Annotated in this window: 22 protein-coding genes; 6 read left to right on the top strand and 16 right to left on the bottom strand. The window is 53.8% G+C overall.

Annotation, left to right across the window (positions count from 1 at the left end; all coding sequences use genetic code 11):
* Positions 1 to 41: 41 nt before the first annotated feature.
* The 6 genes from acpP to WH50_RS00400 form a co-directional block, all read right to left on the bottom strand.
* Positions 42 to 275, bottom strand: coding sequence for an acyl carrier protein (acpP, locus tag WH50_RS00425; RefSeq protein ID WP_104151553.1), 234 nt, complete (start codon positions 273 to 275; stop codon positions 42 to 44).
* A 175-nt stretch (positions 276 to 450) separates the two neighbouring features.
* Positions 451 to 1,194: a 3-oxoacyl-ACP reductase FabG gene (gene fabG, locus WH50_RS00420; RefSeq protein WP_110185544.1), complete on the bottom strand. Its 744-nt coding sequence runs from the start codon at positions 1,192 to 1,194 to the stop codon at positions 451 to 453.
* Positions 1,195 to 1,218: 24 nt separating this feature from the next.
* Positions 1,219 to 2,148 (bottom strand): ACP S-malonyltransferase, encoded by a 930-nt coding sequence (fabD, locus tag WH50_RS00415; protein ID WP_110185543.1) that lies wholly within the window; start codon positions 2,146 to 2,148, stop codon positions 1,219 to 1,221.
* Positions 2,149 to 2,166: 18 nt separating this feature from the next.
* Positions 2,167 to 3,192, bottom strand: coding sequence for a phosphate acyltransferase PlsX (gene plsX / locus WH50_RS00410; protein WP_110185542.1), 1,026 nt, complete (start codon positions 3,190 to 3,192; stop codon positions 2,167 to 2,169).
* A 2-nt stretch (positions 3,193 to 3,194) separates the two neighbouring features.
* A complete protein-coding gene (gene rpmF / locus WH50_RS00405) occupies positions 3,195 to 3,377 on the bottom strand; it encodes a 50S ribosomal protein L32 (protein WP_104151557.1) in 183 nt (60 codons plus the stop codon).
* A gap of 19 nt (positions 3,378 to 3,396) precedes the next feature.
* On the bottom strand, positions 3,397 to 3,759 hold the full coding sequence (locus WH50_RS00400; protein ID WP_207780109.1) for a YceD family protein: 363 nt from the start codon (positions 3,757 to 3,759) through the stop codon (positions 3,397 to 3,399).
* A 311-nt stretch (positions 3,760 to 4,070) separates the two neighbouring features.
* Between WH50_RS00400 and WH50_RS00395 the strand changes: the two genes are divergently transcribed.
* Positions 4,071 to 4,679, top strand: coding sequence for a Maf family protein (locus WH50_RS00395; RefSeq protein WP_279305888.1), 609 nt, complete (start codon positions 4,071 to 4,073; stop codon positions 4,677 to 4,679).
* Positions 4,680 to 4,775: 96 nt separating this feature from the next.
* Here the strand turns inward: WH50_RS00395 and sppA are convergent, their stop codons facing one another.
* The 3 genes from sppA to WH50_RS00380 are packed head-to-tail and all read right to left on the bottom strand — an operon-like array spanning position 4,776 to position 7,385.
* Positions 4,776 to 5,801, bottom strand: coding sequence for a signal peptide peptidase SppA (gene sppA / locus WH50_RS00390; RefSeq protein ID WP_104151558.1), 1,026 nt, complete (start codon positions 5,799 to 5,801; stop codon positions 4,776 to 4,778).
* The gene (locus WH50_RS00385; RefSeq protein WP_104151559.1) at positions 5,798 to 6,457 is read right to left on the bottom strand and encodes an HAD family hydrolase; all 660 of its coding nucleotides are present in this window, start codon (positions 6,455 to 6,457) and stop codon (positions 5,798 to 5,800) included. Before WH50_RS00385 ends, sppA begins: the two co-directional genes overlap by 4 nt.
* A 58-nt stretch (positions 6,458 to 6,515) precedes the next feature.
* Positions 6,516 to 7,385: an alpha/beta fold hydrolase gene (locus WH50_RS00380; protein ID WP_110185541.1), complete on the bottom strand. Its 870-nt coding sequence runs from the start codon at positions 7,383 to 7,385 to the stop codon at positions 6,516 to 6,518.
* Positions 7,386 to 7,623: 238 nt separating this feature from the next.
* Between WH50_RS00380 and pabB the strand changes: the two genes are divergently transcribed.
* Positions 7,624 to 8,988, top strand: coding sequence for an aminodeoxychorismate synthase component I (gene pabB / locus WH50_RS00375; protein ID WP_243409926.1), 1,365 nt, complete (start codon positions 7,624 to 7,626; stop codon positions 8,986 to 8,988).
* Positions 8,989 to 9,057: 69 nt separating this feature from the next.
* Here the strand turns inward: pabB and cysB are convergent, their stop codons facing one another.
* The gene (gene cysB / locus WH50_RS00370) at positions 9,058 to 10,032 is read right to left on the bottom strand and encodes an HTH-type transcriptional regulator CysB (protein WP_110185540.1); all 975 of its coding nucleotides are present in this window, start codon (positions 10,030 to 10,032) and stop codon (positions 9,058 to 9,060) included.
* Between the two features lie 222 nt (positions 10,033 to 10,254).
* A complete protein-coding gene (gene dsbD, locus WH50_RS00365; protein WP_165838250.1) occupies positions 10,255 to 12,159 on the bottom strand; it encodes a protein-disulfide reductase DsbD in 1,905 nt (634 codons plus the stop codon).
* 255 nt (positions 12,160 to 12,414) lie between these two features.
* On the opposite strand from dsbD, the gene WH50_RS00360 reads away from it, so the two are divergent.
* Positions 12,415 to 13,482 carry a 3-deoxy-7-phosphoheptulonate synthase gene (locus WH50_RS00360; protein WP_110185538.1) on the top strand — a complete coding sequence of 356 codons (1,068 nt, stop codon included), beginning with the start codon at positions 12,415 to 12,417 and terminating at the stop codon, positions 13,480 to 13,482.
* Between the two features lie 568 nt (positions 13,483 to 14,050).
* On the opposite strand, the gene nfuA is transcribed toward WH50_RS00360, so the two are convergent.
* The gene (gene nfuA, locus WH50_RS00355; protein WP_104151564.1) at positions 14,051 to 14,641 is read right to left on the bottom strand and encodes a Fe-S biogenesis protein NfuA; all 591 of its coding nucleotides are present in this window, start codon (positions 14,639 to 14,641) and stop codon (positions 14,051 to 14,053) included.
* 264 nt (positions 14,642 to 14,905) lie between these two features.
* Here nfuA and WH50_RS00350 point away from each other — a divergent pair, with 264 nt between their 5' ends.
* Together WH50_RS00350 and WH50_RS00345 are read left to right on the top strand one after the other, a co-directional pair.
* Positions 14,906 to 16,219 (top strand): MATE family efflux transporter, encoded by a 1,314-nt coding sequence (locus WH50_RS00350; RefSeq protein ID WP_243409925.1) that lies wholly within the window; start codon positions 14,906 to 14,908, stop codon positions 16,217 to 16,219.
* A 135-nt stretch (positions 16,220 to 16,354) separates the two neighbouring features.
* Positions 16,355 to 17,527, top strand: coding sequence for a cation:proton antiporter domain-containing protein (locus WH50_RS00345; RefSeq protein WP_110185536.1), 1,173 nt, complete (start codon positions 16,355 to 16,357; stop codon positions 17,525 to 17,527).
* 87 nt (positions 17,528 to 17,614) lie between these two features.
* Here WH50_RS00345 and WH50_RS00340 read toward each other — a convergent pair whose 3' ends face one another.
* Together WH50_RS00340 and WH50_RS00335 are read right to left on the bottom strand one after the other, a co-directional pair.
* A complete protein-coding gene (locus WH50_RS00340; protein ID WP_110185535.1) occupies positions 17,615 to 19,504 on the bottom strand; it encodes a feruloyl-CoA synthase in 1,890 nt (629 codons plus the stop codon).
* A gap of 233 nt (positions 19,505 to 19,737) precedes the next feature.
* Entirely contained in the window at positions 19,738 to 20,574 is an 837-nt protein-coding gene (locus WH50_RS00335; RefSeq protein ID WP_104151568.1) for a p-hydroxycinnamoyl CoA hydratase/lyase, read from the bottom strand.
* A gap of 171 nt (positions 20,575 to 20,745) precedes the next feature.
* Here WH50_RS00335 and WH50_RS00330 point away from each other — a divergent pair, with 171 nt between their 5' ends.
* A complete protein-coding gene (locus tag WH50_RS00330) occupies positions 20,746 to 21,222 on the top strand; it encodes a MarR family winged helix-turn-helix transcriptional regulator (RefSeq protein WP_104151569.1) in 477 nt (158 codons plus the stop codon).
* A 66-nt stretch (positions 21,223 to 21,288) separates the two neighbouring features.
* On the opposite strand, the gene WH50_RS00325 is transcribed toward WH50_RS00330, so the two are convergent.
* A complete protein-coding gene (locus tag WH50_RS00325; RefSeq protein WP_110185534.1) occupies positions 21,289 to 22,176 on the bottom strand; it encodes an alpha/beta hydrolase in 888 nt (295 codons plus the stop codon).
* Between the two features lie 273 nt (positions 22,177 to 22,449).
* Positions 22,450 to 24,201 (bottom strand): sigma-54-dependent Fis family transcriptional regulator, encoded by a 1,752-nt coding sequence (locus WH50_RS00320; protein ID WP_110185533.1) that lies wholly within the window; start codon positions 24,199 to 24,201, stop codon positions 22,450 to 22,452.
* Positions 24,202 to 24,318: the final 117 nt, after the last annotated feature.

Here is a 24,318-nt window from a genome sequence, read left to right as displayed (position 1 = left end):
CAATAGAAGCGGCTTTTCATGAAACCGAACAGGTTTAGTGCTTATTGATGAGCTTTGATGTAATCAATGGCAGCCTGAACAGTAGAGATCTTTTCAGCTTCTTCGTCTGGAATTTCGGTTTCGAATTCTTCTTCCAGAGCCATAACCAGCTCAACGGTGTCCAGGGAGTCAGCACCCAGGTCATCAACAAAAGAAGACTCAAGAGTGATTTCGTCTTCTTTAACACCAAGCTGCTCAGCAACGATCTTTTTTACGCGCTCTTCAATAGTGCTCATAACGTATCCTATTTGCTCAACACAACCCACATTATCAAATGCGGATGGCTATTTTAGGTAAACCCACGTCCTTTGCCAAGCTTGGCAGGAGAGGCGCCTTTTTACAGGTGCCGCATATATCTGCGGCACATTATCAATAATTTATCGGAGATTACAAGGTTAGATGCTGATTGCATCAGCCCATGTACATACCACCGTTAACATGCAGGGTCTCACCAGTCATGTAAGCAGCACCTTCGCCCGCCAAGAAGCCTACTACAGATGCAATTTCTGTAGGCAGACCCAGTCGAGCCATAGGGATCTGACCTTTAAGATGAGTCTTATGCTCTTCAGCCAGGCCACTGGTCATATCGGTATCAATAAAACCCGGCGCGACCGCATTGACCGTGATATTGCGAGAGGCAACTTCTCTCGCCAATGCACGAGTAAAGCCCTCAATACCCGCCTTAGCTGCTGCATAGTTTGCTTGGCCTGCATTCCCCATCGAGCCAACCACTGAGCTGATGCTAACGATACGCCCCCAACGAGCCTTTGTCATGCCACGCAGACATGCTTTGGACAGACGATAAACAGAGCTCATATTGGTGTTAACCACCTGATCCCACTCATCATCTTTCATGCGCATCAGGATATTATCCTTGGTGATACCTGCATTGTTGACAAGAATCTGGATGGCACCATACTCGCTGGCTACAGCATCAACCACGGACTGAATACTGTCTGTATCCGCTACATCCAGAACCAGCCCCTTACCCTTGACGCCAGCTTCAGCCAGTGCATCAGAAATGGATGCAGCCCCTTTTTCAGAGGTCGCAGTACCAACCACGACAGCACCCTGGCGCCCCAATTCAAGAGCAATGGCACGCCCGATACCACGGGTAGCACCTGTTACAAGCGCAACTTTACCTTCGATACTCATACACTAAGCCGCTATCAGTTTTAGTTAGGCCAGCGCACTGGCCAACGATGCAGGATCATTGATTGCTGCAACATCGAGTGCGCGCGCAATACGCTTATTCAGACCAGACAGCACCTTACCAGGGCCGCATTCAAGCATAGTCTCGACCCCCTGAGCAACCATGAACTCCACAGAGCGAGTCCACAATACAGGGCTGTATAACTGCTTAAGCAAACGCTCACGTATACCTTCCAAGCTGTCTGAAACCTGTGCATCTACGTTCTGAACAACCGCTATGGCAGGTACAACCAGCTCCACATCTGCAACAATGGCAGCCAGTCGATCTGCAGCAGGCTTCATTAACATGCAGTGCGAAGGCACACTCACAGACAAAGGCAAGGCTCGCTTGGCGCCTGCCTCCTTACATAACACCATGGCACGCTCAACAGCAGCAGCCTCACCAGCGATAACCAGCTGCCCGGGAGAATTATAGTTCACTGCTGACACTATCTGCCCTTCAGCCGCCTTATCGCAGCAAGCCTCTACAACCGAATCGTCCAGACCAAGAATTGCTGCCATCGCACCTTGCCCTGCTGACACCGCTTCCTGCATAAGCTCACCACGAGTACGAACCAATCGCACGCCATCAACCAGAGACATAGCTCCTGAACATACCAGCGCCGTGTACTCACCCAAGCTATGTCCAGCCATATAGCCAGGCGTGCGCCCACCCAACTGCTGCCACAATTTCCATAACGCCACACTGGCAGTCAGCAGCAAAGGCTGGGTGTTTTCAGTTTTATTAAGCTCCTCATCAGGACCCTGCTGAGCCAGACTCCACAGATTGACACCGATAACATCAGAAGCTTCAGCAAAAGTTTCCCCTATTACGTTGTGAGCCTCGGCCAGCTCGCCAAGCATCCCCAGATGCTGCGACCCTTGCCCAGGAAAGACAAACGCCAGTTTGGAATCCATGCACACTCTCTCTTTCTATTAGGTAGCACTTGAAATATCTGAATCTACCAAAGCTTCCTGCAGACGGGCTGGCAGCTTTAATCGAGTCAGCATAGCAGCATAGTTCAGCGCATTAAGAAATGCAGCCTCACTTGCACCACCGTGACTTTTCACAACACAGCCGTTTACACCCGCCAATACTGCTCCGTTATATATAGCAGGCTCAAACCTTTTCCCCCAAGCACGCAAAGAAGGCATCAACATCGTCGCGAGCAATCGACTGTACCAGTGCGCCTTGAGATACTCACTGAGAGAGTCAACAATAAGGCGCGCAACTCCTTCACCCGTTTTCAAGGCAACATTGCCGACAAAGCCATTGCAGACAACCACATCAGCTCGCCCTTCAAACATCCCATCACCTTCTACGAAGCCAATGAAGCGAAGCCTCTTGTCATTAGCAAGAATCTCGGCAGCAGCCTGCACTACTCCACTACCTTTAACTGGTTCTTCACCTACATTCAGCAAAGCGATTCCAGGATCAGCCCGCCCTGTCATCAGTGCTGCGAGCACACTCCCCATAATGGCATAGCTATAAAGATGGCGAGAAGTCGCCTCCAGATTCGCCCCCAAATCAATCAGTAAGCACTGCCCTTTTCGAGTCGGAAGAGTAGTAGCAATAGCTGGACGATCTACCCCCTCAAGACGTCCGAGAATAGTACACGCCATTGCCATTAGCGCACCGGTATTGCCGGCACTGACCATAGCATCGACCTCTCCTTCTGACAGCGCCCGCAGTCCGATTGCCATAGAGGAATCACGCTTACTGCGCAAAACCTGAGATGGCTTATCACTCATAGCAATATCAGACTGGGAAAATGCAACAGATATCCGCGCAGCCAAACTTTTGTGCTTTTGCACAAACGGCAAAAGGACATCCTGCGCACCGTAAAGACGCACATCGACATCAGGCTGTGAGGAGAGAAACTTGAAAATAGCGGGGAGGGTAACGCGGGGACCGAAGTCCCCGCCCATCACATCAACTGCAATGGTTGTGCGCAGTGGCAAAATTAGTCTTCAGACTTGCTTGCTACTACTTGACGACCACGATAAAAACCGTCTGGTGAAACGTGGTGACGCAGGTGAGTTTCACCGCTGGTTGCATCAACGCTCAGTGCAGGTGCACTCAGAGCGTCATGAGAACGACGCATACCACGCTTAGAACGGGTTTTACGGTTCTGTTGTACTGCCATGACTAAGAAGCTCCTAAGTCTATTTCTTCAATTTCAGCTGTGTTAACACATCAAACGGATTGGACGCTGGCCTTTCGTCCAATACTTCTTCGACCGCCTCGCCGTACTCAGTCTTGACCTCACAATCTTCGTGCAGAGGCACGAGAGGTAAACTGATTATCAGCTCGTCTTCCAACACGGGAAGCATCTCAACAAACTCATCACTCACGATCAAGGGGTCGTAATGTGATGGTAAATTTGCTGCAGCTTCGTCGTGCCAGACGATCCCCAGAGAGAAGTTGCTCTCCACTGCCAATTTCACTGACTCCAGACAACGCTGGCAGGTCATTTCAACCTGAGCATGAAGATCACCTCGCACAAAGCGAATACGCTCTTCATCCACGTCAAACTCCATTGACACTTTCACAACCCCTGCAGAGCCCTGCAGCGACTCAACCAGACGCGTGAAATGGGATAGAGGGAGATCCCCGGTCCAGGAGCTCCCTTTTTCAGCCCACTTACGTGGGTTAATTTTTGCCGGAAATGCTTGATTCGACATAAGCGCGCAATGATATTCACCAACCCCGGCAGTGTCAAAGGTCAATTACATACATAATGTATTAACCCCGGTGCTGTGCAACAGAACACCGTAACCTTTGCATGAGGCATATTAATGTTAGACTCGGCGCCTATTGTCCACTCCAGAGCGGCTCCATGCAAATGCCTTCTTCCAATCCTCCGCAGATAGTTCTTGCCTCCACCAGTCCATACCGCAAAGTATTGCTCTCCACACTTACCTCTTCATTTGTATGCACCAGCCCCAGCGCAGATGAAACAGCCCAGCCAGACGAAGCAGCCGATGCTCTGGCTCAGCGTCTAGCCAGGGCGAAAGCAGAAAGCCTTATTAACCATCATCCTTATTCACTCATCATCGGTTCAGATCAGGTTGCTTCACTCAACGGTCACTGTCTCGGCAAACCCGGTAACTATGACAATGCCTTTACCCAACTCTCCATGAGTTCAGGTCAGATTGTGAGTTTTTTCACCGGCATATGCCTGCTGAATAGCCAGTCTGGAAAGTATCAATTAGACGTAGTGCAATTCGACGTGCGCTTTCGACAGTTAACGAAAGAGCAAATTCATCACTATTTGCTACGAGAGCAACCTTATGACTGCGCAGGCAGTTTCAAATCAGAGGGGCTGGGTATTGCGCTATTTGAAGAAATGCGTGGCAGTGATCCATCGAGCCTGATTGGCCTGCCCTTAATCCGACTAACTCACATGCTGATGAATGAAGGGATTGATATTTTGACGTTGGAGTAAAGCACTCTCACTTTAAACAAAAAGGCGCAGAAACATGTTCCTGCGCCTTTGCTGTATCAGTCATGCCCAGACTGAATAATTTGCATCATGGATAACTCAGTGCATCAATGGCAAATCCAAACCCAGCTGTTGCGATACCCCTCGACCAACACTGACACCAAATTCTCTGGTCAGTTTTTGCCAGGGTGACATCTCTGGTGCATAGTCTTGCACCTCGTCCAGCCCAACAACCTCCCTGGCAACACTATCTACGCTACCCAAGCCATCAATCAGCCCGAGAGTCACCGCTTGCTGCCCGGTCCAGACCATGCCCGTAAACAAGTCCGGCGCATCCTTAAGTCTGTCACCACGCCCTTTCTTCACCTCATCGATAAATTGCTGATGAGTGACATCCAGCATCGCCTGCCAACGCTGGTCAATCTCCTCAGACCGAGGACTGAAAGGGTCCAACAGGTTCTTGTATTTACCTGATGTCATGGTTCGGCGCTCAACGCCCAACTTATCCATCAGCTGCACAAACCCAAAGCCTGATGAAATAACGCCAATGGAACCGACGATACTGGCTTTATCAGCATAGATATCGTCCGCAGCGGCTGCTACATAGTAGCCTCCTGAAGCTCCGATATCATCGATCACGGCATAGAGCTTCTTGTCAGGATGCAGCCCTCGAAGACGTTTGATTTCATCGTAGATCTGCCCGGCCTGCACGGGACTGCCGCCTGGGCTATTGATACGCAGAATGACTGCCTTGGCATGAGCATCAGCAAAGGCATCACGCAATGAAGCATTGATAGCGTCCGCACTTGCCTCCTCACCATCCGCAATAACACCCTTCAGATCGATCAGAGCAACGTGATCTTTAGTACCCAACTCGGTCTCTGCACTAGGCCATGCGAGCAGAAGAATGACGATAAAGTAGCCCAGTGTTGCGAGCTTAAAGAAGATCCCCCAACGTCTTGCCCTGCGTTGTTCCTTGAACAACCCAAGTACAACTTTCTCAATGAGGCGCCATTCCTTATTAGTGCGCACCTCCAGCGGCTGACCAGAGAAGTCCTTGTCCGCACCAGTGCTACTTGTATCCTGTTGTTCGGATCCTTCCGGCCGCCAATTAGAGTCGCTCACCCTTTCTCCTTAGTTTCCGTAAGCCAATGAACAATATCGCGAATTGAAGTGAAGAAAGCTTTCGGCGCAAAGGGTTCTAGCCGCTCCGCACCATGTACGCCATAGAGAACAGCTGTAGAGTCGATACCAGCCGCTTGCGCCATCTGTAAATCAAAACTGGTATCCCCTACCAGCAGCGCTTCGCTTGCCTGTACCCCATAATGCTCCAGCAGCTCAAAAAGCATTTGAGGATGGGGCTTAGAGGCCGTCTCATCAGCGCAGCGCGACGCTGAAAAATACTCACCCAGGCCAGTATTCTGCATTCCTCTGTCTAGTCCACGGCGACTTTTCCCAGTTGCCACCGCCAGAGAGTAACTAGCCTCACGCAATGCGGTAAGCGTTTCCCTGACGTGAGGAAATGTCGGAGATGGCTGCTGATCTGCATCAAAAAAGTGATGACTATAGATTGTCCGGAAATACTGATTGGACTGAGGAGATATCCCCGGAAACAAAGCTTCAACCATTTCAGGCAAACCCAACCCGATCAATTCCCTGATCTGACTAGCGCTCGGCTGAGCAAGCCCGGCATCTTTGGCTGCCCGCAGCATACATTGTGTGATTCGCTGTGCAGAATCGATAAGCGTTCCATCCCAGTCAAATATGATCAGTTTGTACATCAGCCATCCCGTAAATTTATTGCGACCCCAAACATCCGCCAGGTAAAAGCGTTAAACACTAACTGTTTGTATAGCGTTGACGTGCCTCGTTCATCAACCGGGCAATCTGCCGTGGTTTTTGATAAGGCAACGAGTGATCCGTACCTTTCACTTCATGGTAGTTAACCATGGTGTTTTGCCTGGCCAGATGAAGATAGTGGTCATGCAACTCGCGAACACTACGCCCACCTGCAAATAATTCTGCATGCTGTAAATGCTCAAGCAACTGATCCCGCTCGACCTCATGGGCCGAGCGAGTCACAGAATCCAGTGCATTGGCAAATCCTAACGGACGTTCTGCCAAACGGCTGATCGTCATAGACTCGGTTTTATCTGATCGATTGCGCCCCGGCGCAATGGTATCGAGAAACAGGCGAATTCCATCACTGGGATCATGATGTTGGCGAATATGCTGTGCAGCCTCGGAATAACGCTCACGAATACTCCTGACCTCATTAATATCAGCTCGGTCCAGCAGTGCAGGCTCCAGCAGATAGAGCTGTCCCACTCGTGAAGGGTTACGCTGCTTAAGCAACATGGCTATTAACCCCCCGAAGGAGTAACCGCCCAGATCGAAACGCCACCAGCCGAGCTGATCCAGCAGATGCACGACATCATCACACACTTCCTGCACGGTAAAAGCGGATTCACTGCCGTCCAGACAACGGGTTTCCCCCATTCCTCGCAAATCGGGTACGAGTATCTGCCCCCAATGATCCAGATGCTCGACAATCGCAGACCAGGTCAGCTCCCCTGCCACACCCGCACCATGCAGCAGCACCAAGCGTTCGGAAGAAGAGGCAAGATTGTTGGTATATATCTGATAGGAAACATCTACGCCGCTCACTGAAAAACTGCGGCGTACCACTGAGTAACTTTGCTGGGTCATGAGTTCCGACTGCGAGACTGCGGGTTTGGAACGAAACTGCGGTATATCACTGGCGAGCAGATGAAAGTAGCCACCCTATTCTCTGTCACCTGGCTGATTTCCGGACCTCAGAATCAGCAACGTTGAGTTACATCGTGATATACCAAGACTATGGGCCCTTAGAGCCAACCGTTGTTAGCCTACACCTTTCTTATCTGGCTGGGTAGAATTCCCTGCATCGCTACCAGGAGTCGTTCGCGTGCAATTTATTTCACTGCCATATCTGAATGCTGAAGATGCTTTTGTAGGCATCAAGATGGGAACATACCCTGTTTTACTCGACTCCAACGCTCCCCACTCACGCGATGGCCGATTTGATGTCGCCGCCTGCGACCCACTCTTTGTACTCTCTTACACCCCCGGCCAAGGTACCTATTTGCAGGATGACTCAGGGAGGATGCTGCCCTGCCCGGACGATCCCTTCTTGGCGACAGAGCACCTGCTGCAGCGCTTCAGGCAGATCAATACCGACACCGATCATCCTGACATTCCCTTTTATGGCGGTTTGTTAGGTTACTGGTCCTATGATCTGGGCAGAGTTGTTGAACATCTGCCGCAGCTGGCAGATCACGATTTAGCCTTGCCCGATATGTATTTAGGGCTGTACGCCTGGGCTTGGGTTACCGATCATGCCAAGCGATCAAGCTGGTTGGTCATCCATCCTCAATGCCCCTATTCTGCTGAATTTTTGATCCAGCGTTACCTCTCTCAGCAAGAACCATCAGAACCTTCTGCCTTTGAACTGACATCCGCCTGGTCAAGCAACATGGATCGGGCTCAATACGGTGAAAAGTTCCGTAGCGTCAAAGACTACATTCATGCAGGCGACTGTTATCAGGTCAATCTGGCACAACGCTTCAGCGCAAATTTCCGGGGGGATAGTTGGCAGGCATATCTTCGACTGCGTAAGCAGGCCCCTACTCCTTTTGCTGCCTACCTTTCTTTGCCCCAAGGAGACATCTGCTGCCTTTCGCCCGAGCGTTTTCTGGCAGTGAATCAACTTCAGGTGGAAACCAAACCGATCAAAGGCACCATTCCAAGAGGCACGACCACAAATGAAGATCAACAACTGATGGAGCAGCTGCGCAATAGCGAGAAGGATCGTGCAGAGAACCTGATGATCGTCGATTTGCTGCGCAATGACCTTGGCCGAAGCTGCGAGGTTGGGAGTGTTCAGGTGCCACTGCTTTTTGACGTGGAAAGCTACCCCAACGTTCACCATCTGGTCAGCACAGTAACCGGGAGACTACGCAACTCAGCTGACCGTCTCGACCTGCTGAAGGGAGCTTTTCCTGGCGGCTCTATTACCGGCGCCCCCAAAATTCGCGCTATGGAAATCATTGAAGAACTGGAGCCTCACAGGCGTAGCGTCTACTGCGGCAGCATCGGCTACATCAGCCTGCACGGTCGTATGGACACCAATATCGCCATCAGAACAGTGCTGTTCCATCAGGGCCAGGCGCATTGCTGGGCGGGAGGCGGTCTGGTCGCAGACTCCGTTGAAGAGTCGGAGTATCAGGAGACCTTAAGCAAGGTAGGTAATTTGCTCAGAGCGCTGGCTTAATCGCAGCAAGCCCGTGATACAAAGCCCCGCTGCAGATCGGATATCGCAGCGGGGAGAGAGCATCAGGCGTTAATGCTCAGGTAACTTAACATCAGCAAAGAGCTCATCGACTTCCTGCCGTGATGTGCACTCACCTGCTTTCTGCACCCGATCACGGGTCAGATGAGGGGCAAACAATTCGAGGAAGTCGTACATATAACCACGCAGAAAGGTACCCTTACGGAAGCCAATTTTCGTCTGACTGGGCTCAAACAGCTCACTGGCATCCAGTGCCACCAGATCATCATCGACCTCCGGCAGCACTGCCATGGATGCAATAATACCGACACCTAATCCCAAGCGTACATACGTCTTGATCACATCTGCATCCACCGCAGTAAAGACCACACGAGGGTGAAGCCCCTTGCTGTTAAATGCGTCGTCGAGCTTGCTGCGACCAGTAAAGCCGAACACATAAGTCACCAACGGATAACGCGCCACATCCTCCAGCGTCAACTTGCCTACCTGCGTCAACGGATGATTACGCGGCACCACGACTGAACGGTTCCAGGTGTAGCAAGGCATCATAATCAGATCACTGAAATGCTCCATCGCCTCGGTGGCAATCGCAAAATCGACGGTACCATCTGCTGCCTCTTCGGCAATTTGCATCGGAGTTCCCTGATGCATATGCAAGCTGACGTCCGGATAGCGCCCCATAAAACTCTTGATCACTGGCGGCAACGCATAACGCGCCTGGGTATGAGTAGTGGCAATGGAGAGGCTACCCTTGCGCTCATTACTGAACTCCTGTGCAACCTGTTTAATACTTTCAACCCGACGCAGAATTTCTCCCGCCATACTGAGAATGCTTTCACCGGCTGGTGTGACATGGGTGAGATGCTTACCGCTACGGGAAAAAATTTCGACACCTAACTCATCTTCGAGAAGTCTGATCTGCTTGCTGATGCCTGGCTGGGAGGTATAGAGACTTTGGGCCGTCGCTGACACATTCAGATCGTGTTTGGCGACTTCCCAGATATAGCGTAATTGCTGGAGCTTCATGCATTCCCCCTGGCCGTATCTGGTTATTGCTTTCCGGGCAGTGCGAACTGTTATAAATAACCGTTATACAAAAGGACCCGAATATTCCTTTTTCGGTAATTTAGATAAGGCCATGGGATTTCACAAGTGAGAATTGTATCTGTGCACCATGCTGATCCTGAAAGATGAAGCTTGCCAGCCCGGAGCGACGCTCAACAGCGGGACTCCGGGCTTGCCTCAGGGTCAGATGGGCATCCTGGACAGGTGACGCAACAGTTGCTCGGCTGACAACACACCAGACCAGCTCATCGATCGTAACAGATCACCCTGGGAGGAATAGAAAACCAATGCGGGAGGGCCAACCAGTTCGTAGAACTTGTACATGCGCTGATGGTCTGTCGTGTTTGCGGTCAGATCAACCCGGATCAGGTGAAAGCCTTTCAGCTCCTGCATGACAGCCGCATCTTTGAAGGTAAAAGCGTCAAGCTCCTTGCAGGAGATACACCAGTCAGCATAAAAGTCCATCATCACCGGGCGCCCCTGCTCTTTGGCTTGAGCCAACTGCTGCTGCAATTCCGCCCAGGTCGTGACGGTGTGAAAATTCAACTCCGTGCTGACATTACCTTCATGACTACTCCCCGCATAGACTGCCAGAGGAGCAAGTGGATTACGGCTACCACCTGCCAGCCCCACCAGCAATACGACCGAGTACAACAGCACAAGCAGTGCAATACCCTTACCCAGACGCCTTCCAGCACCGGCAGTATTATCAAGAGGCTGTAATGCACCCAACACGACAGCCGCCAGCAGCAATACAATGGCTAGCAAAGCCAGCACTAATCCCAGTGGCAATACGCGCTCCAACAGCCACAAAGCCATTAGTAACATCAGTACGCCGAAAACGTGCTTGACCGATTCCATCCAAGCGCCAGCTCTTGGCAGGATATGCCCCGCAGACATGCCCACTATCAATAATGGCACCCCCATCCCAAGGCTCATGGCAAAGAGTGCTGCCGCGCCAAGCCCTGCACTCCCCTGCTGGCCGATGAAGATCAATGCGCCAGCCAGCGGAGCAGCCACACAGGGTCCAACAATCAGTGCTGAAAGCATGCCCATCACAGCAATTCCAGCCCATCCGCCCCCATTCTTCCGATTGGCAGCAACACTGATGCGACTTTGCAATGCCGAGGGCAACTGAAGGGTAAACACACCAAACATCGCCAGCGCAAAGGTCACAAAGAACAGAGCAAGCAAGATCAGTATCCATGGTGCCTGTAGCTGTGCCTGAAGATTGGCGCCAAATAATCCAGCGATCACCCCCGCGATCGTGTAGGTCACTCCCATGGCCAGCACATAGGTCAGGGAAAGAAAAAAGGCACGTCGGCTGGACATCGGCCCTTGCTGGCCCGCAATCATGCTGGAAAGAATGGGAATCATTGGAAACACACAGGGCGTGAAGGACAGTCCCAGACCGGCAATAAAGAAGGCCAGCACGATGACCCAGCTACTTTGCTGTTTCAGCAGCTGCAGGAAGTCAGCCTGCCCCGCCGAAAACCATGACCCCGTATTGCTGGTAGATACCTGCTCGCCTTCCGGAGGCACTGTGACACCCTGTCCCTGAACAGGCTCTGCAGGCCCGGAGAGCTTGCTGCTCTCCACACTGTCAGCCGGTAAGACGGGCGTATTTATGCTGTCGCTGGCACGAACGGGAATATCTGTCACCTTCAGCTGCTGCTGTACAGGAGGAAAGCAAATCCCTCCTTCCCAGCATCCCTGATAGGTGACGGTCAGCGTATCCGAAGCAGCCGCACTCTCAGCTCGAGCAAGAGAAATCTGTGCGTGAGCCTGCTGATGGTAGACCACGACCTTACCGAACAGAGGATCCTGCTTCTCCTCGCCCGGATCGGGCAGCATCAGGCTCTCCACCTGACTGCCGGATGCCTCGACCTTGATCTTGTCTTTGTAGAGATAGTAACTCGGGCTGATATACCAGCTCAGCGCCACCTCGCCCTTCGCATTGTGATCAACCGACATCACAAAAGCCTGATCGACCGGCAACGGCTCAGTATTTGAAGATTTATCGAACAACCCGGCGTAAGCGGGTGATATCAGGATGCCCAGCAGGCAGGCGAATACTATGCGTAACATGCAGATACCGGAAAATAAGGACAGATATGGCATAGAGCGTTTCGACCGTCAGAAGTTCCCCAACCGTCGTCAGGCCCTGCATCTCTGCAATCGCTCGCATACCAGCCAGGACAACAAAGAAATGCAGGCTATTAAGCCAATAGTTTGAATCTTATGGGCTTCTGTGCCTGAGCTCACTATGGTACAAAGCTCGGGGGGACGGCACAGCCGTCACACAAAGGGCTTAGTATAACGGCCGCAAGGCCAGGAAAGAAAATGACAGATTCACGTGTAGAAAACCTCAATATCGAATCCCAAACGCTGCTTTCAACACCCGATGAGTTGAAAGCCAAGCTGCCCATTTCTGAGCGCGCACGTAATACCGTGCTGGCAGGCCGTGATATCGTGCGCAACATTCTGGACCGTCAGGACCACCGCCTGATGGTGGTGATTGGCCCCTGCTCCATCCATGACGTAGAAGCGGCCAAAGACTATGCAAAACGCCTCAAAGCCCTGGCGGAAGAGCTGTCTGATACCCTTTATATCGTCATGCGTGTGTATTTTGAGAAGCCCCGCACTACTGTCGGTTGGAAAGGCCTGATCAACGACCCCTATCTGGATGATTCCTTTGACATCGAGACCGGTCTTTATACCGCTCGCAAGTTGCTGCTCGATCTGTCCGAGCTTGGCCTCCCCCTGGCAACAGAAGCACTGGATCCTATCTCTCCACAGTATCTTCAGGACCTGATCAGTTGGTCAGCCATTGGCGCTCGTACCACTGAATCACAGACTCACCGTGAGATGGCCAGCGGCTTGTCCTGTGCTATCGGCTTCAAGAATGGAACGGACGGTGGCCTGGGCGTCGCCATTAATGCCCTGCAGTCGGTGTCACACCCACATAACTTCCTGGGTATCGATGATCAGGGTAAAGTGGCCATCACCCGTACTCGCGGTAACCAGTATGGCCATGTCGTACTGCGCGGCGGCAACAGCAAACCCAACTACGACTCTGTCAACGTCGCGCTTTGCGAACAGCAACTGAGTAAGGCAGGTGTCTCGACCAACATCATGGTTGACTGCAGCCACGCCAACTCCAACAAAGATCCTGCACTGCAGCCTCTGGTCGCAGACAACGTCGCCAACCAGATTCTGGAAGGCAACAAATCCATCATGGGTCTGATGATCGAGAGCCATATCAACTGGGGCAGTCAGTCCATCCCGGCCGATCTGAGCGAATTGAAATACGGCGTATCAATTACCGATGCCTGTATCGACTGGGCGACAACTGAGACTTGCCTGCGCAGCATGCGTGCCAAGCTGAAAGACGTGCTACCCACTCGTTAAGCAGCAAAGTATACACGCTGAACAAAAAATGGCCTTCGGGCCATTTTTTGTTCAGACAGGTGAAGGAAAACGTTCATCCCAGTACAACCCCATCGCATACAACCGAGTACAACGGAAAACGATAAGCAAGGGGATATAACAAAGAGGCAGAGTATTGCGCTCTGCCTAAGGAAGGGAAAAATCCATTTCAAAAACGTAGGTTAACGATTTGGCGGTTTTACACACTTACCTTTTGATGGAAGGTTGGTCTTAACACCTGTCAGGTAACAGGGATGCAGCCCTAAGGCTGCATCCGCCTTCAGTTTCGCCTTGCTCTTTGCTCAACAGACACTCGCTGTATGACACTATCCCCAACGGGGAGCATAACGGACGAAGCTGACAGCTATAGGTATAGCAAAGCACGACGAATTGTGCACTTTTTGAACAGATCAATTTTGCATATAGGCTTTATGTTTTGAGCACGAATAGCTCATTAGACGCTACCCACTTCGCTGCGAAGCCATACTCCGGATAACAAAAAGCCCATCTCAACGGATGGGCTTCTGGCCATTCAGGCAAGCAATCAGGCTTACTGATAGTAGGCATTTTCCTTGACAGTGTGGTCGGTTACGTCGCGTACAGCTACCAGGCCTGCAACACGTTCGATCAGCGTCTTCTCCACACCTTCCTTGAGGGTCATATCAACAGCGCTGCACCCCTGGCAACCACCGCCGAACTTGAGAATAGCCACTTTACCGGACGTTTCTTCTTCCAATCGCACCAAGCTCACCTCACCACCGTGGCTGGCGAGACCTGGGTTAATTTCACTATAGAGAATGTAGTTGATCTGGTCTTCGATAGGACTATCCGCACTGACTTTAGGCATCTTGGCATTCGGCGCCTTGATGGTCAGCTGGCCACCCATACGGTCAGTGGCATAATCCACCACGGCTTCTTCCAGAAAAGGCAGGCTGTTCGGCTCAACGTAGAGACGGAACTGAGTATATTCAGTCACATCATCAGTAGGGATAACTTCTTCGGGACGGCAGTAGGCAAGACAGGTTTCTGCATAGGGCGTGCCTGGCTGAGTGACGAAAATGCGAACGGCCATCCCTTCCACATTCTGCTTCTCCAGCAACGTCGCCAGATAGTCCTGTGCACTTTCAGTAACGGTTAACATAGCATCCCCTTTGTACGAGTACTGCTTTGTACTCATTGGAACAGGTCAAGACGGGCATTATATCCGCTCACTATCTTGATAAATATCACGGTCTTGCCGGGTATTTTAAGGTACGAATTTCAATTTATAAACCCTACCTTTTTACTAGGTTATTATCTTTTTTCCGGCAGCCTCAGCACTCTGATAGAATGGCGGCCTTTTACCTGACAACTGTCCCGTATGCCCCTATTTCGATTCCCCCTGCTACGTTCACGTGGAATCAATTTGCGTTACCGCAAATTGCTCAGCCTCAGTCTGCCTATCGTAGGCAGTATGCTGTCCCAGAGCCTGATGAATCTGGTAGATACCGCTCTGGTCGGACGTTTAGGCGAAGATGCACTGGCTGGCGTAGGTGCAGGCAGTTATGCCATTTTCCTGGCGACAGCCCTGCTTCTTGGACTGGCCTCAGCCGTACAGGCCAACATTGCCCATGCCTGTGGTGCGGAAGATCGGCAGCAACAGCGCGCGGTACTCAGCAACGGTATGCTGCTGGGACTGTTGATGAGCCTGCTGGTTGTCGGGCTGTTCTGGGCAATCAAGACACCGCTGCTGCACTGGATCACCATCCATGCCAGCGTGCAGGCCATCGCCGAACCTTACTTTGACTGGCGTATTCTGGGTTTGCCCGCCGTTGCCATGAGTCTGGTGTTTCGCGGTGTGCTGAATGGCTCCCACCAACCTGGCACCTTTCTGAAGTGGCTGGCACTGACCCATCTGCTCAATGCCAGTCTGAGTTTCTGCCTGATCTACGGACATGCGGGCTTGCCAAAAATGGGCGCCTCAGGCGCGGGGCTGGGCACAACCATTTCACTCTACGTCGGCAGCCTCGCTTACGGGCTGCTGGTGGTACGCACCTTACACCCATCCTGTCGCCTGCTCTCCCTGATACTTCTTCGTACCATGCTGGGTTATGTCATCCCCCATTCGGCACAGCAGTTATCCTTTGCCCTGAGCCTCACCGTACTGTTCTGGATCATCGGCCTGCTCGGCACTGCCCAGCAGGCCATTGCCCATGTACTGATGAATCTGTCACTACTGCTGATTCTGCCCGGCGTCGGTCTGGGGATGGCCTGCACAACACTGGTTGGCCATGCACTTGGCCGCAATCATCCCGACGCGGCTTATCGCTGGGGCATTGATGGCGTCAAGACAGCCTTCGTCGTGCTGCTGGTGCTGGGCATACCGCTCTGGTTGTTCCCTTCCTTCCTGCTGAGTCTGTTTCTGCCACAGAGCAACCTTATTGCCACTGCCAGCCCGCTGCTGATCATCACCGCCTTGATGCTGGCGCTGGATGCCGCCTCGCTGGTGCTCAATCAGGCACTGTACGGCGCAGGTGCCGGGCAGATGTCCATGACCATCAATATCGTCAGTCAGTGGTGTTTCTTTTTACCCCTGGCCTGGCTGTTTGGACCCATTCTGGGTGGCGGACTGCTGGCCATCTGGCTGGTACAGTTCGCCCAACGTTGTATAAACTCGGGCTTGTATACGTGGATCTGGCGACAGCGCCACTGGCAACCCCAGCCTGCCAGCCTTGATTGAATTGATTAGAACGTAATAGCGGTTTCATGAAGCTGACTCAGGCAGGGCAATCATGGCCATGTGACGAGCACGCAGCAGATCGTAACTACGTTCTTACGAGTATCCGCAAACCTACTTGTCAGGATGAAGTAGCGTATGGAACAACACCTGATTTACTCGTTCTTTCTGATCTTTGCCGGTGCCGCCGTGCTGGCTTCCATCGCGCTGTATACCCGCCAACCGCTACTGGTTGCCTACATTGCCCTTGGCGCAGCCTTCGGCCCCTATGGCTTTGCCTGGGTGTCCGATATCAAACTGCTGGATGAAATCTCCCACATCGGCATTATCTTCCTGCTGTTTCTGCTCGGGCTCGATATGCAGCCTTCCCACCTGTTGCACATGCTGCGCAAGGCAACTCTGGTAGCGGTACTCAGCTCTATCGCCTTTGCTGCCATGGGTTATGCGGTGGGTGTGGGATTTGGCTTTACCCAGACCGAAAGCCTGATCATCGGGCTGGCGATGATGTTCTCCAGCACTATCGTCGGCATCAAGCTGCTGCCGACCACCGTACTCCACCACAAGCACACGGGTGAGCTGGTAGTGGGCCTGCTGCTGTTACAGGACGTGATTGCCATCATCGTCCTGCTGGGTATGTATTCAGGCGACACCTCGGCAGCATCTTCAGGAGGCTGGCAGTACCTCAAAACCTTGCTGGCATTGCCGCTGATGAGTGGTTTTGCCTACCTGTTCGTGCGCTTTGTACTGCTCAAACTGATCCAGAAGTTTGACCGCTTCCACGAATATATCTTTCTGGTGGCCATCGGCTGGTGCCTGGGTATGGCAGAAGGTGCCCAGTTTCTGGGCCTGTCGGCGGAAATGGGTGCGTTTGCTGCCGGTGTGGTACTGGCCACCAGCCCGATCTCGCAATATATCGCTACCAGTCTGAAACCCCTGCGCGACTTCTTCCTGATCCTGTTCTTTTTCTCCATTGGTGCCAGTTTCAACCTCGGCCTGATCAGCAAGATTCTGCTGCCATCACTGGTCATGGCGGCACTGGTACTGACGCTGAAGCCGGTGATTTTCCGCGGCCTGCTGACACGCATCAGTGAAGACGCCAAGATGGGCTGGGAAATTGGCTTTCGTCTGGGGCAGGTGAGCGAGTTCTCGCTGTTGATAGCCTATCTGGCCACGGACCTGAATATGATCGGCATTGAAGCCTCCCACGTTATTCAGGCCACTGCGATTCTGACTTTCCTGTTGTCATCCTATATTGTCGCTTTCAACTTTCAGTGCCCGATTGCCATTCCCGATCATCTGCGCCGGGACTAGCCAGGGTATTCACCAGAGCGTTATAGCCATAAAAAAGGGCAGACTCAGTCTGCCCCAACAGGTGTAACGCACTTCAGAACCTTCGCACTATTTAGCAGCCACAATCATTCGCTGATCTTCACCGCTATACATGCTCTCAATTAGCGCAGCACGTCGTGTCAGCACCGCACGTTGGTTGATCGAACCCTTATCGGTGATTTCATGCTGATCGACTGAAGGCGGCTCCACCAGCAGATGCAGAAACGCAATGCGGGTAGCCGATCCGGTCGCACTCAGGTTGAGCTTCGCTATTAATGCCGCAAATGCTGCACGCACCGGTTCACTGTCGAGAATCTGCTGCGCCGGGCTGCCAGCCGGTAATCCCGCCAGCTTCTGACAATGCTCCAGACGCGGGAAGATCATCACGCCGATGTCATCGCGGTTCATGCCGGTAATGACGGCATCCTGCACGTAGGGCGCACCCTGACTGATCAGCCGCGCACGCATAGGCCCGACACTGACGAAGGTTCCCGAGCTGAGTTTGAAGTCTTCGGTGATACGGCCATCGAAGGCCAGACCGTATTCGGGGTGATTGTCATCCGCCAGCTTGATGGCATCGCCGCTGCAGTAATACCCCTCTTCATCGAACACTTCCGCCGTTTGCTCAGGCATGCGCCAGTAGCCAGGCATCACATGTGGGCCTCGAAAACGTGCCTCGGCTTTGTCACCCATCGGCACCACCTTGACCTCACACCCGGGCGCAGGCAGCCCCACATAGTTGGCGAACATCAGGGGGCCGGAAGTGAAGGTGCAGGATGGTGATGTTTCAGTCATCCCAAGTCCACTCATGATGCGAATACGCTCGCCACAGTGGCTTTCACTGACCGCATCGAGGCGATCCCATGCCGCCTGCGACAGCCCGGCACCAGCAAAGAAAAACAGCTTCATGCGGGAAAAGAACTTCTCTCTCAGGCTGGCATCATCATTCAGTGCATCGGTCAGCAGCTCCCAGCCTTTGGGTACGTTGAAAAACACCGTCGGGCTGATGTCATGGAGATTACGCAGCGTGGCAGCAAAGCCCTTCTCCGTTGGTTTGCCCTCATCAATGTAATAAGAGCCACCGTTGTACAGTGCGATGCCGACATTATGGCTGCCGCCAAAGGTGTGATTCCACGGCAACCAGTCAAGCAGCACCGGCGCGTCCTCGCCAAAGCAGGGGAAGGTCTGAAGCAGCATCTGCTGGTTGGCGCACAGCATCTGATGCGTGGTAATGACCGCTTTGGGTAACTTGGTCGAACCGGAGGTAAACAGAAACTTGGCGATCTGCTCAGGGGTAATGCGTGCGTTGGCCTCATCCACACTGTGTGCCGTGGTTGCCAGCAACTCCGTAAAGGCAGTGGTCTGGCGGTCAGCAATATTTCCGCGCGCCAGCACCACCTCGACGTCGTCCGTCACCACAGCATTAATCGCTCTGGCAAAAGCATCGCCATCCGTCGCATAGACCATACCCGGCGTCAACAGCTCAATGGCATGGCGCAATTTGCCGAAATCTTCCGACAGCAGCGAATAGGACGGCGACAGCGGACAAAAGGGAATACCGGCGTACATGGCTCCCATCGCCAGCTGCAAATGCGGGATATCATTGCCGGACAGAATCAGCAAAGGCCGGTCAGCAGACAAGCCACGGTCCAGCAGTGCCTGACCAATACTGCGCGCGTGCTGCACCATTTGTGCATAGCTGACCTCACGCCACTGCCCACCCGCATCACGCTCGGCAATCAGCGTACGGTCAGGATGCTGACTGGCGCCTTGCTGCAGCCGGTCGGTCAGACAACGTGGGTAAGGCTGTAAAGGTTCTCTGGACAGAAATCGCCAGACGCCGTCGGCGTCTTGTGTCACCTCCACTGGTGCAGAACCAATGGTTACATCGCGATAGCGGACAGCAGTCTGCAGTTCCGGCTGGCGACCGGGCTGTCTCGCCGCATGGATGGCATTCATGTGTCTTCCTCCCTGGGGCGCAGCATAGCTGCACCTGCGGTGACTACATGGAAACTGCCTGACCGGCTTGCCTGAAGATGTTGAATAGTCGCCACGAACACGGTGGCAGTCTGTCGATCAACACCCCTCGCCGGGGGCACTTTTATTTTTGTTGAATTGATCTTGGCTCTGGTTGCGTCGCTGCGCGCTCAAAGGGATGCCCCGACATGCTGTAAGGGCATCCTTCCGGCGCCTCAGCCGCGGCGCTTGTAGGTCTGCAGCCCGGGTTTGATGGTCTTGTCATCAAGGAACTGCTTCAGCCCTTCTGCACGGCCGCGTTCCGGGTCACGATGAATCGACTGATCGACCTTGGCATACAAATAGTCTTCGTTCTGATCCCAGGTCAGCTCACGGCAGCGTTTGAAGCCATGTTTGGCAAACCGCAGCACCACCGGATTTTTCTCCAGTAGCTTGACCGCGACCTGGCGCACTTCTTCTCGCAGCTGCGCCAGTGGCACGCTCTTGTTGACCAGTCCCATCTCTGCTGCTTCCTGACCGGTGAAGGTGTCGCCGGTCATGATGTAATACAGCGCCTGACGGTGGCCCATAGTATCAGCAACGGCCTTGCTGACCAGATTGCCGGGAGGAATACCCCAGTTGATTTCTGACAGACCGAATACCGCCTCATCTGCCGCGTAGGCAAGATCACAGGCAACCAGCGGGGAGAACGCACCCCCGAAGCACCAGCCGTTGACCATGGCAATCGTGGGTTTGGTGTAGAAGCGCAGCAATTTCCACTGCCACTCGGAGCAGTCACGGCGCATACGCTCCTGCCATACATCAGACTTCCCGTCGGTTTCGCGGAAATACTCCTTGAGGTCCATCCCCGCCGACCAGGACTCCCCAGCACCGGTCAGTACCAGCACCTGAGCTTCGTCATCCAGCTCCAGCGTTTCCAGCACATCAATCATTTCCCGGTTCAGTGTCGGGCTCATGGCATTGCGCTTTTCCGGACGATTGAGGGTCACCCAGGCAATGCCTGATTCCACTTCAACCGTAACGGTATTCCAGCGCGATAGGTAATTACTCATAATGTCAGCCCTCTGATGTTGTTGTTAACGGACATGAATTGCTCAATGACGGATCGATATGGTGTGTAATGACGCAGGCGGGCCAGCGCATTTGCCTCAACACATAATATCAACTAACCTGATATTGAATTGATACTAAGACTGCATTTGGAAAAGCGCAAGGCGGTAGTGATGAAAAAAAATGTTACGGAAGCCGTAGCCGATGACAGCCTGAGTAATGAAGGGCGCAAGCCGCTGGGCGTGTCCTACCTGATCGGCCGACTGGATCGTGCTCTCAACCGGCATATCCGCCAGGCCATCGCACCACTGGGCCTGACTATCGGCCAATACACGGCGCTATCGGTATTCAGTACACGTGGTCAGCTGTCCAATGCTCAGCTGGCAGAGCGCACCATGGTGTCTCCACAGGCCGCCAACGAGCTGATCAAGGGAATGGAGGCGCGAGGCTGGATCGAGCGCCAGCCCGACCCCAATCATGGCCGGATCATCCAGATCAGCCTGACTGCAGAAGGTCAGGCCCTGCTGACACAGTGCGACGACGCCATTGCTGAGCTTGAGGCTCAGATGCTGGAGGAGCTGTCAGAAGAGGAGCAAGGCACACTGCAAAAGCAGCTGCGCAATCTGGTAAGAGTGCTGGCGGAGATCTGATCTCCACCAGCCTTATGCGGGTTGCTGCAAACCGCTTGTGTTACCAAAAGCGGTGTCAGAACAGGATCAGCCCATATAGCGCCGGATAAAAGCGGCCGCCTCAACGATGGACTGCATCCCCTCATCCAGTGCGGGCGCGAAAAGCTGCCACGAATGGCACATACCCGGCCACAGCTTCAGCTCCGCCTGACCGCCCGCCACTCGGATACGCTCGGCCATCACGACGCTGTCATCGCGCAGCATTTCCGTTGAGCCAACATGCAGCAACACGGGCGGCAGTACCGGTAAGGGGCTATAGAACGGCGTTACTGCAGGCGAGCGCCGGTCGCCATCGCCAATGAACACCGTCAGAAACAGCTCGCTCATGGCCCGGTTAAGCAAGGGTGCATCGGCCAGCGTCGTGTGTGATTCGGTGTCATTGGCCAGATCCAGCGCCGGAGACATCGCCACCACGGCAGCAGGCTGAGGTAAACCGAGCCGACTGATACTGACCGCGGTCGACAGTGCCAGATTGCCTCCTGCCGAATCCCCCGCCAGCGCGATCTGCCCCGGCTGATAGCCCTGCGCCAGCGCCCACTGATAGGCGTGCAGACAGTCTTCATGACCTGCCGGTGACGGGCTTTCCGGTGCCAGCCGGTAATCGACGCTCAGCACGGTGACACCACCTGCCTGTGCCAGAAAACTGGTGATGGTGTTGTAACACTGCGCCGACCCCATGATAAAACCGCCACCGTGGTAGTAGATCACCAGCTTGCCGGGATCGCTGTCCGGTGAACTCAGCAGATCCGCTGAACAGGGCCCGAGATTGACTCGTTGCACCTGTGTTTCCGGTGCCATCGGAAACACCGCATTCAGCCCCTCAAACCAGTCTCTCAGTGCCTGAATATCGCCATTCTGTGGTGGCGGATTGCCCTTGCTCTGCTCCAGTAACATGGCCAGTTGTGCATCAGACATGCTGGCCTCCCTGCCTTCTGGCCCGCAAGAGTGAAGAGGAAGATTGGGTAAGCGGGAGAGACCTGGCTGAGACCGAGGCCTGTGATGTAATCATTGCCATAGCGGATTCCTGTTGTTGTTCTTGAGGAGGAAACGACAGCACATAGTCAGGATAAGCTCTGTGCATTGGGTGACTCCCGCCACTCATTTTATCAACTTACCTGACATATTTTTGATACTAGCGCCAAGTTTCATCGTTCGGCAACAGGCAATTTTTCCTTCACGATTGCACATTTATCGCTTTTGCAGGCGATAGGCCAGCTGCGCCCGGCTCAATCCCAACTGTCGTGCAGCAGCAGCCAGATTGCCGTTGGCCCGCTCCACCGCCTCCTGTAACAGACGCTGCTCCAGCTGTTCCATCGACAGCTCATCACCCGCCAGCTGCTGCAGTTGCTCCCACAACGACGCTGCCGATGCCTGTGGTTTATTGCTCAGCGCTCCCTGCCGGTTGACAGAAAAAATCATGCTCTGGGGAATTTTCTCGTTGCGGAACAGATGGGGAATATCCACCAGCCCGTCTTCGTCGGCGGCAATAACGCCTCGCTCGATAAGATTCTGCAGCTCGCGAATATTGCCGGGGAAGTCGTAGTTGAGCAGTGCCTGAGTGGCCTTTTGCGTCATCCCGCGCAACAGGCGGCCATGCAGCTGGCAGTAATGCTGGAAGAAGTGGCTGACCAGCAACGGAATATCGTCACGCCGCTCACGCAGCGGCGGCAATGGAATGGGGAAGACATTGAGGCGATAGAACAGGTCTTCACGGAACTCGCCGCGCTTGACCGCATCACGCAAGTCTTCGTTGGTGGCCGCAACCACCCGCACATCGACCTTGATGGCACGGCTGCCGCCCACCCGCTCCACCTCACGCTCCTGCAACGCGCGCAGCAGCTTGCTTTGCCCGGCAGCACTGAGCGTTGCGATTTCATCCAGAAAAAGCGTGCCGCCATGGGCCCGCTCAAAGCGACCGGCGCGGCTGTGCGAGGCGCCGGTAAAAGCTCCCCGCTCGACACCAAACAACTCCGACTCCAACAGATTCTCCGGGATGGCCGCGCAGTTGAAGGCAACAAAAGGCTGCTGGCTGCGAGGGCTGAGGCGATGGAGCATGGTGGCAAACAGCTCCTTACCTACCCCGGATTCTCCCGTCAGCAATACCGTCGCCTGCGTGCCCGCGACCTTCTGCAACGCATGACTGGCGGCGGTGAACGCCGCCGAGGCGCCAATCATTTTCACACTGTTGTCGGCCTCTGCGGTGGTCGCCACTACGGTGGATTGCTCTGCAGACATCACTGTGGGGCTGGCATACCCCTGCGGATTGAGATAGCGCAAATCCTCCTCGGCGTCGGGCCACAGCTCCGCCGTCTTGCCGATCACCCGGCACTGGCGGCTGCCCATGGATCGGCACTCCACCTCACGAAACAGTACCAGTCGCCCCACCAGACCGCTGACATAGCCAATGGCATACCCCAGCTCCAGCCAGCAGGCAGGATCAGTCCCGATCCCATAGGCAGCTATGTGTTCATCGTCCTCACTGCTGTGATGCCAGAGAAACTCTCCCTCGTAGCGGCCCTGTTCGGTATCGAACTCGAAATGCACAGGTTCCACCTTCACCATCCCTTCCAGCCCGTGCAGTTGCGTACCGGCACCGAAGATGGAGGCCGGATCAGCGTCCGGCCAGCGCTGCCGCACCAGCTGAGCATCACGCGTACCCGACACATAGCCGGTGCGGGTCAGCAGCCCCCGGGCAGCCTCGATACCCAGCGTATCGATCAGCTCCCGGCGCAAGGTGCCGAGGGAAGAGGCGTGAATCAGCAGCATGCGCTGATCGTTGAGCCAGATACGTCCGTCACCGGGCGAAAAGCACAAACACTCGGTCAGCTCTTCCAGCGTGGGCGAATGCTGATAGTCCAGCTGACTGGAGTTACCACGCAGCAGAACCCCTGCATCGAGACGAGACAGGTCGGCAAGTGAAATACGGCCAGGGTGCGTCATTGTTGTTATTCCCCGAAAAAGACAGTGAATTACGTCGGCGGGCATTCGCTCGCCGACTGCTTCCTGAGTGGAGGGTGCCTCCTGGCAGGTTGCGCAAATCATCAATTTTTTATCAGT

The sequence above is a fragment of the Pokkaliibacter plantistimulans genome, assembly GCF_003194385.1.
GTDB lineage: Bacteria > Pseudomonadota > Gammaproteobacteria > Pseudomonadales > Balneatricaceae > Pokkaliibacter > Pokkaliibacter plantistimulans.
Note: the sequence above shows the minus strand (reverse complement) of the source record. Positions and strands in the feature narration are given on the sequence as shown.